The sequence below is a fragment of the Mesorhizobium sp. M4B.F.Ca.ET.017.02.2.1 genome (assembly GCF_003998955.1).
In the GTDB taxonomy this organism is placed as follows: Bacteria; Pseudomonadota; Alphaproteobacteria; order Rhizobiales; family Rhizobiaceae; genus Mesorhizobium; species Mesorhizobium abyssinicae.
Genome location: NZ_RZOF01000339.1, coordinates 1 through 6,823 on the forward strand (window position 1 = coordinate 1; position 6,823 = coordinate 6,823).

Annotated in this window: 6 protein-coding genes; 5 read left to right on the top strand and 1 reads right to left on the bottom strand. The window is 66.1% G+C overall.

What is annotated here, in order from left to right; genetic code table 11:
- The 4 genes from pheS to EN738_RS28315 form a co-directional block, all read left to right on the top strand.
- A partial coding sequence (pheS, locus tag EN738_RS28300; protein ID WP_127286538.1) for a phenylalanine--tRNA ligase subunit alpha occupies positions 1-771 on the top strand: 771 nt, incomplete at its 5' end.
- Entirely contained in the window at positions 768-1,205 is a 438-nt protein-coding gene (locus tag EN738_RS28305; RefSeq protein ID WP_127286539.1) for a GFA family protein, read from the top strand. The genes pheS and EN738_RS28305, both read left to right, overlap by 4 nt.
- Positions 1,202-3,610 carry a phenylalanine--tRNA ligase subunit beta gene (gene pheT / locus EN738_RS28310; RefSeq protein WP_127286540.1) on the top strand — a complete coding sequence of 803 codons (2,409 nt, stop codon included), beginning with the start codon at positions 1,202-1,204 and terminating at the stop codon, positions 3,608-3,610. Before EN738_RS28305 ends, pheT begins: the two co-directional genes overlap by 4 nt.
- A 43-nt stretch (positions 3,611-3,653) precedes the next feature.
- Positions 3,654-4,256 carry a nucleotidyltransferase family protein gene (locus tag EN738_RS28315; RefSeq protein WP_127286541.1) on the top strand — a complete coding sequence of 201 codons (603 nt, stop codon included), beginning with the start codon at positions 3,654-3,656 and terminating at the stop codon, positions 4,254-4,256.
- A 236-nt stretch (positions 4,257-4,492) separates the two neighbouring features.
- Here the strand turns inward: EN738_RS28315 and EN738_RS28325 are convergent, their stop codons facing one another.
- Positions 4,493-5,488: an aldo/keto reductase gene (locus tag EN738_RS28325; protein ID WP_127286542.1), complete on the bottom strand. Its 996-nt coding sequence runs from the start codon at positions 5,486-5,488 to the stop codon at positions 4,493-4,495.
- Positions 5,489-5,584: 96 nt separating this feature from the next.
- Here EN738_RS28325 and EN738_RS28330 point away from each other — a divergent pair, with 96 nt between their 5' ends.
- A complete protein-coding gene (locus EN738_RS28330; protein WP_127286543.1) occupies positions 5,585-6,475 on the top strand; it encodes a LysR family transcriptional regulator in 891 nt (296 codons plus the stop codon).
- Positions 6,476-6,823 lie beyond the last annotated feature (348 nt).

Genomic DNA, 6,823 nt, shown 5'->3' on the forward strand with positions numbered 1-6,823 from the left:
GGCCGCATCCACCCGATCAGCCAGGTGATCGACGAGATCGCGGCGATCTTCGGCGATCTCGGCTTCGCCATCGCCGAGGGTCCCGATGTCGAGACCGACTATTACAATTTCACCGCGCTGAACTTCCCGGAAGGCCACCCGGCGCGCGAGATGCATGACACCTTCTTCTTCCAGCCGGACGAGAAGGGCGAGCGCAAGCTTTTGCGCACCCACACCTCGCCGGTGCAGATCCGCACCATGGAGCGGCAGAAGCCGCCGATCCGCATCGTCATCCCCGGCAAGACCTACCGGCAGGATTCGGATGCCACGCACTCGCCGATGTTCCATCAGGTCGAGGGGCTGGTGATCGACAGATCAGCCAACGTCGCCAACATGAAGTGGGTGCTGGAGGAGTTCTGCAAGGCCTTCTTCGAGGTGCCGAGCGTCAAGATGCGCTTCCGCCCGTCCTTCTTCCCGTTCACCGAGCCGAGCCTCGAGGTCGACATCCAGTGCGACCGCTCGCGGCCGGGCGAGGTGCGCTTCGGCGAGGGCTCGGACTGGATGGAGATTCTCGGCTGCGGCATGGTGCACCCCAATGTGCTGCGCCATGGCGGGCTTGATCCCGACGAGTACCAGGGCTTTGCCTGGGGCATGGGCATCGACCGCATCGCCATGCTGAAATACGGCATGCCGGACCTGCGCGCCTTCTTCGATGCCGACGTGCGCTGGCTGTCGCATTACGGCTTCAGGCCGCTCGACCTGCCGACGCTGTTTGGAGGCCTCTCGGCATGACGGCGCCGCACACCGGCGGCTGCCGTTGCGGCGCGGTGCGGTTCGAGGCGTCAGTCGAGCCGCACCACATCAGCTACTGCCATTGCGGCGACTGTCGGCGGGCGAGCGGCGCGCCGGTGTCGGCCTTCGTCGGCTTCATGACCGACCAGATCGCGCTCGACGGCAAGGCACTGAAGCGGTTCGAGAACGGCCCGGTGACGCGCACCTTCTGCGGCGTCTGCGGCTCGCCGATCGCCTATACGGATGGGCGGCTCGCCGGCCACATCTATTTCACCCTCGGTTCGATGGACATGCCGGCCTATTTCAAGCCGACGCACCATGCCCATGTGCGCGAGCAACTCCCCTTCCTGCATATGCCCGACGACCTGCCGCGCCATCTCAGGACCAGCGTGACCAGGCCCGATGGGCAAAGACCAGACGGAACACAGTCATGAAATTCACCCTCTCCTGGCTCAAGGACCACCTCGAGACCGACGCCTCGCTCACCGAGATCGTCGAGCGGCTGACTGCAATCGGCCTCGAGGTCGAGCATGTCGACGACAAGGCGGGGCTAAGACCCTTCGTCATCGCCAAGGTTCTGACGGCAGTGCAGCATCCCGACGCCGACCGTCTGCGCGTGCTGACGGTCGACACCGGCGACGGCAAACCGCCGGTACAGGTCGTTTGCGGCGCGCCGAACGCCCGCGCCGGCCTGATCGGCGCCTTCGCCGCGCCCGGCACCTACGTTCCCGGCATCGACGTGACGCTCGCGGTCGGCAAGATCCGCGGCGTCGAGAGCCACGGCATGATGTGCTCGGAGCGCGAGCTGGAAATCGCCGACGAGCACAACGGCATCATCGACCTGCCGCAGGACGCGCCTGTCGGCACCAGCTTTGCCGCCTACGCCCATCTCGACGATCCGGTGATCGAGATCAATCTGACGCCGAACCGGCCGGACGCGACCAGCGTCTACGGCATCGCGCGCGATCTTGCCGCGAGCGGGCTCGGGCGCCTCGTCGGCGGCGGGATCATGCCGCATGCCGGCGATGGCCTCTGCCCGGTCAAGGTAACGATCGAGGCGCCGGAACTCTGCCCCGGCTTCGCGCTCACGCTGATCAGGGGCGTGAAGAACGGCCCGTCGCCGAAATGGCTGCAGCAGCGGCTGCTCGCCATCGGGCTTAGGCCGATCAGCGCCTTGGTCGACATCACCAACTACGTCACCTTCGACCGCGGCCGGCCGCTGCATGTGTTCGACGCCAAGAAAGTGACCGGCAACCTCACCGTGCGCCGGGCAAAGGATGGCGAAAAGGTGCTGGCGCTCGACGGCCGCGAATACACGCTGACGCCGGAAATGTGCGTCATCGCCGACGACGACGGCGTCGAATCGATCGCCGGCATCATGGGCGGCGAGCATTCCGGCTGCGACGAGAACACCACCGACGTGCTGGTGGAATCCGCGCTCTGGGACCCGATCACCACGGCCCGCACCGGCCGCGCGCTCGGCATCATCACCGATGCGCGCTACCGCTTCGAGCGCGGCGTCGACCCTGAATTCATGGTGCCCGGCATCGAGCTGGCGACCAAGCTGGTGCTCGATTTCTGCGGCGGCACGCCGACCGAGATCGAGGTGGCGGGCTATGCCGGCCACAAGCGGAAAACCGTCTCCTTCCCACTGTCGGAAGTGAAGCGGCTGACCGGCATCGAGGTGCCGCAGGCGGAAAGCCTCGACATCCTGACCCGCCTCGGCTTCGAGCCTCAGGGCTCGGGCGATGTCGTCAAGGTGAAGGTGCCGTCGTGGCGGCCGGATGTCGACGGCAAGGCCGACCTGGTCGAGGAGGTGATGCGCATCCACGGCGTCGACAATATCGCGCCGCAGCCGCTGACCTCGCATGACGCGGTCAACGGCAAGATCCTGACGGTGCTGCAGATCCGCACCCGCGCGGCCAAGCGCGCGCTTGCCGTGCGCGGCATGATGGAGGCCGTCACCTGGTCGTTCATTCCGGCCAAGCACGCCGAACTGTTCGGCGGCGGCCAGACGGCGCTGAAGCTCGCCAACCCGATCGCCGCAGACATGTCGGACATGCGGCCCTCGCTGCTGCCCGGCCTGATCTCTGCCGCCCAGCGCAATGCCGACAGGGGCATCGGCGATGTGGCGCTGTTCGAGGTCTCCGGCACCTATGAGGGCGACCTGCCCGACCAGCAGCGGCGCGTCGCCGCCGGCGTGCGGCGCGGCACGGCCAAGCTCGACGGCTCCGGCCGCCACTGGGCCGGCAATGCCGGGCCGGTCGGCGTGTTCGACGCCAAGGCCGATGCGATCGCGGCGCTCGAAGCCTGCGGCGCGCCGGTCGACCGGCTGCAGATCGAGCCCGGCGGCCCCGCCTGGTACCATCCCGGCCGTTCCGGCACGATCAAGCTCGGCCCGAAGACGGTGCTCGGCACGTTCGGCGAATTCCATCCGAAGACGCTTGAGGCGCTCGACGTGTCCGGACCGATCTGCGGCTTCGAGGTTTTTGTCGACGCCGTGCCGGAGCCGAAGGCCAAGCCGACCCGCACCAAGCCGAAACTGGAGCTGTCGCCCTTCCAGGCGGTGAAGCGCGACTTCGCCTTTGTCGTCGACAGGACGGTCGAGGCCGGCACGCTGGTGCGCGCAGCCCTTGCCGCCGACAAGAAACTGGTCACAGGCGTCTCGGTGTTCGACGTCTTCGAGGGCGCCTCGCTGGGCGCGGCCAAGAAGTCGATCGCCATCGAGGTGTCGATCCAGCCGGTCGAGAAGACGCTGACCGACGAGGATTTCGAGGCGCTGGCCAAGCGTATCGTCGAGAACGTCAACAAGCAGACGGGCGGCGTGCTGCGCGCTTAAGCAAGAGGTTGCCGGAAGGTTGCGAATCGTCCTCCAAAGGGCGATGGACCATCTCCGTCATTCCGGCCTTCCTTTTGAAGAACAGCGCCTGGCGTTCCTCGGCATCATCGCGACCGACCCACTCATTGGCGAAACACTGGCGCGGGTGCGTGATCTCGCGCTGCCGGACTGGCTGGTGGTCTCCGGCGCGCTCTACAACAGCGTCTGGAACCACCTGACCGGCAAGCCGCCAGGCTACGGCATCAAGGATGTCGACCTGTTCTATTTCGACGATGCCGACCTTTCCTACGAGGCCGAGGACGCGGTCATCCGCCGGGCGGCCAGACATTTCGACGGGCTGACGCTGCCGGTCGAGGTGCGCAACCAGGCGCGGGTGCATTTGTGGTATCCGGAGAAGTTCGGGCAGGAATGCCCGCGCTACACGAGTTCCAGTGAATCCGTCAGCTATTTCGCCTCGAAGACGCATGCTGTGGGGGTGCGGTACGATGCCGACGGGGAGCTTGATCTGGTGGCGCCGTTCGGGCTCGATGATGTTTTTTCGTTTCGCATCACGCCGAACCGGGTGACGGACAATCAACGGACGCATGAGGTGAAGGGGAGAAGGGCACAGGAGTGCTGGCCGGAGATCAGCGTGGTGCCATGGTAGGGACGTAGAGATAAGATAAGTCGGCGCGAAGCCCCCCTCTCTGGCCTGCCGGCCATCTCCCCCTCAAGGGGGGAGATCAGATGTCATCGCGGCCTTCGCCAATCACCAATGCTACAGAAAAATGCGCCGGCGCCGAAGCAGCCAATCTCCCCCCTTGAGGGGGAGATGTCCGGCAGGACAGAGAGGGGGGCCTCGCGCCGATCTTTCAATAAAGGGGGTGCAAAAGCACCTTTTGCTCACCCATTCACCAGCGCCATCAGCTCCTCGCTATAGCGCTTGCCGACCACCTTATCCGGCGACAGCGCGTAGCCAATCGCGGCCACCTCCGCAGCACTCAGCTCAATCCCTGCCGCTGCCGTGTTCTGTTCCAGATGGCGGATTTTCCGCGCGCCGGGGATCGGCACGATGAAATCGCCCTGGTGCAGCACCCAGGCGAGCGCCAGCTGCGCCGATGTCACGCCCTTCTCCGCCGCCATCTTTTCCAGCGTGGCAACAACCTTGGCGTTGGCCGCCATGGCCTCGGCCTGGAAGCGCGGCTGGCCGAGGCGCCAGTCGCCGGCGTCGAGGACGTCCGGCCTGGCGATGGTGCCGGTGAGCAGGCCGCGGCCGAGCGGGCTGTAGGGGACAAAGCCGATGCCGAGCTCGCGGCAGACGGCGAGGACCTCGTCCTCGGGATCGCGGGTCCATAGCGAATATTCGCTCTGCACGGCCGATATCGGGTGCACCGCATGCGCCCGGCGGATGGTCGCCGCACTCGCCTCGGAAAGGCCGAGCGCGCGCACCTTGCCCTCGCGCACCAGCTCGGCCATGGCGCCGACCGTATCCTCGATCGGCACGTTGGGGTCGACACGGTGCTGGTAGTAGAGGTCGATGACATCAGTGCCCAGCCGCTTCAGCGAGGCCTCGGCCACCGCCTTGACGTGCTCGGGGCGGCTGTCGACGCCGGCCATGCGGTCGGTGCCCGTCCCCTCTTCCAGGATCTTGAAGCCGAATTTGGTGGCGATCGTCACCTTGTCGCGCACCGGCTTCAGCGCCTTGCCGAGCAGGATCTCGTTCTCGTAGGGGCCATAGACTTCGGCGGTGTCGAAGAAGGTGACGCCGATCTCGGCGGCGCGGCGCAGCGTGGCGATCGCTTCGGCTTCCGGCTGGCCGCCATAGACAAAGCTCATGCCCATGCAGCCGAGGCCGACGGGGAAGACTTCGAGTTCAGTTCCAAGTTTGCGGGTTTGCATCACGCATCTCCTTGTTGTGATGCGGAACAAGTAGCCACTTGCCTTTCGTTCGATAACCGTGTCGCTTTTGCACGGCTTGTTCTATAAAATAGATCAATGAACCGAGCGAACCTCTCTCAACTGGCCGTGCTTGCCACCGTCGCCCAATGCGCCAGTTTTCGCGGTGCGGCCCGCGAGCTCGGCATCGCGCCGTCCGCGGTGAGCCACGCGGTGGCGAGCCTTGAGGCGCGGCTCGGCGTGCGGCTGCTGGCGCGTAGCACGCGCAGCGTGGCGCCGACCGTGGAAGGGGCGCAGTTGCTCGAACGGCTGCGGCCGGCGCTTTCCGAAATAGACCACGCGCTGGAGACGGCGGTGGAGGCGCGCGACCGGCCGGCCGGCAATCTGCGGCTGACCGTGCCGCGCACGGCAGCGCACCTGACGCTGACGCCACGGCTCGGCGCCTTTGCCGCCGCCTATCCCGACATCGTGCTGGAGATCGTCATCGAGGACCGCTTCACCGATGTGGTCGAGGGCGGCTTCGATGCCGGTGTGCGGCTCGGCGAAAGCCTGCAGCGCGACATGATCGCGGTGCGCATCGGGCCCGACCTTCGCGGCGCCGTCGTCGCCGCGCCGTCCTATTTTGCCACGATGCCCAGACCGCGCCACCCGCGCGAGCTCGCCGACCATCGTTGCATCAGCTTCCGCTTTTCCAGCGGCATCCTCTATCGCTGGGAATTCGAGAAGGACGGCGAGGAGATCGAGATCGCTGCGCAAGGGCCGCTGATCCTCGACGAGGACCATCTGATCGCGCAAGCGGCGGTAGACGGCGCCGGGCTCGCCTTCGTCTTCGAGCCCTATGTCAGGGCGCCGCTCGCCGACGGCAGGCTGATCCGCGTGCTGGAAGACTGGTGCCCGACCTTCGACGGCTTCTTCGTCTATTATCCCAGCCGCCGGCAGATGCGGCCGGCGCTGCGGGCTTTCGTGGATTTCTTCAGGGTGGGCGGGTAGGCGCGCTGCAGGCTCGCGGCGAAACCATCGCTCCAAGGTTGGTCGCCAACCCTATTGGCCGGCGGCGCCGCCCCTCATCTGCCTGCCGGCACCTTCTCCCCGTAGGAACGGGGAGAAGGGGCTGACTGCAACGCCGGCGCCCTTCTTGCGACTTCTGAGATTGGCGAAACCATCGGCGCAGGCTTCTTTCTCCCCGTCACTATACGGGGAGAAGGTGCCGGTGTCCGAACCGGATAGATAGGTAACAGAATGGACCGATTGCATAGGTGACAGTTTTCTCCCTCGCCGGAGGACCCGGCGATGGTTTGGCGAGAGACTGGCATCATGGACGAGCGGCTTCGTTTTGTA